Below are 1,338 nucleotides of genomic sequence, written 5' to 3'. Positions count from 1 at the left end.
CCCAGCCAACCAGGCCCACTTCACACTGACCCTCGAAGGCATCGAGCACGACTTCAAGGTGCTCGAATTCCGGGGCCGCGAAGCCATCAGCCAACCCTATCGCTTCGACCTGGAGCTGGTCAGCGAACGCCCCGAACTGGATCTGGAACGCCTGCTGCATCGCCCGGCCTTCCTCGCCTTCGCCCCGGACGGCAGCGGCATTCATGGACTGGTGCATCAAGCTGCCCAGGGTGAATCCGGCCAGCGCCTGACCCGCTATCGACTGACGATCGTGCCGCAGCTGGCCTATCTTGCCCATCGCACCAACCAGCGCATCTTCCAGCAGCTCAGCGTGCCGCAGATCATCGCCCAGGTGCTCGAAGAACATGGCATCCAGGCCGATGCCTACCGCTTCCAGCTCGGCCCTGTGATTTACCCGCCGCGCGAGTACTGCGTGCAGTACGACGAAACCGGCCTGCACTTCATCCAGCGCCTGTGCGAGGAAGAGGGTATCCACTATCACTTCCAGCACAGCACGGCCGGTCATGTGCTGGTGTTCGGAGACGACCTGACAGTCTTTCCCAAGCTTGTCGCCACGGCCTATCAGCAGGACAGCGGCCTGGTCGCCGACCAGCCGGTAATCAAACGCTTCGGCCTGCGTCTGGAAACCCGCACCAGCCGCGTCACGCGCCGCGATTACGATTTCGAGAAGCCGCGTCTGACCATGGAGGCGGCTTTCCACAGCGACTTCCAGCCCGATCTCGAAGACTACGACTACCCTGGCCACTTCACCGAGCGCGCCCGCGGCAAGCACCTCTCGCAACGCGCTCTGGAACGCCACCGCCATGATTACGAATTGGCTGAAGGCGAAAGCGACCAGCCACGACTGGCGAGCGGGCACTTCCTCCCGCTCGGCGAACACCCCCGCACCGACTGGAACCAGCTCTGGCTGCTTACCGAAGTGCTGCACGAAGGCAAGCAGCCGCAGGTGTTGGAGGAATCCGTCACCGACCTATCAGGCGGCTCCGCGCTGACTCCCTCTCCCCTGTGGGGAGAGGGCTGGGGTGAGGGGGCTCTTACCCGCTCCGACTTCCATCAGGGCTACCGCAACCACTTCACCGCCACTCCTTGGGACATCCCCTTCCGCCCGCCTCTGGACCATCCGAAACCGAAGGTGCTCGGCAGCCAGACCGCCGTGGTTACCGGCCCCGCCGGCGAAGAAATACACTGCGACGAGTACGGCCGCGTGCGCGTTCAATTCCACTGGGACCGCGAAGGCCAGGCCGACGACAAGACCAGCTGCTGGCTACGCGTCAGCTCGAGCTGGGCCGGCGACCGCTATGGCGGCATCGCCATCCC

1 protein-coding gene is annotated in these 1,338 nt (G+C 64.4%); it reads left to right on the top strand.

The genetic code is table 11. The features are described 5' to 3' along the window. Positions 1 to 1,338, top strand: a 1,338-nt coding sequence (tssI, locus tag CXK91_RS22465) for a type VI secretion system tip protein TssI/VgrG (protein ID WP_146048143.1), incomplete at both ends; no start/stop codon positions are given.

The organism is Stutzerimonas stutzeri, from assembly GCF_002909485.1.
Lineage (GTDB): Bacteria > Pseudomonadota > Gammaproteobacteria > Pseudomonadales > Pseudomonadaceae > Stutzerimonas > Stutzerimonas stutzeri_AH.
This window is presented reverse-complemented; position numbering and strand designations above follow the sequence as displayed.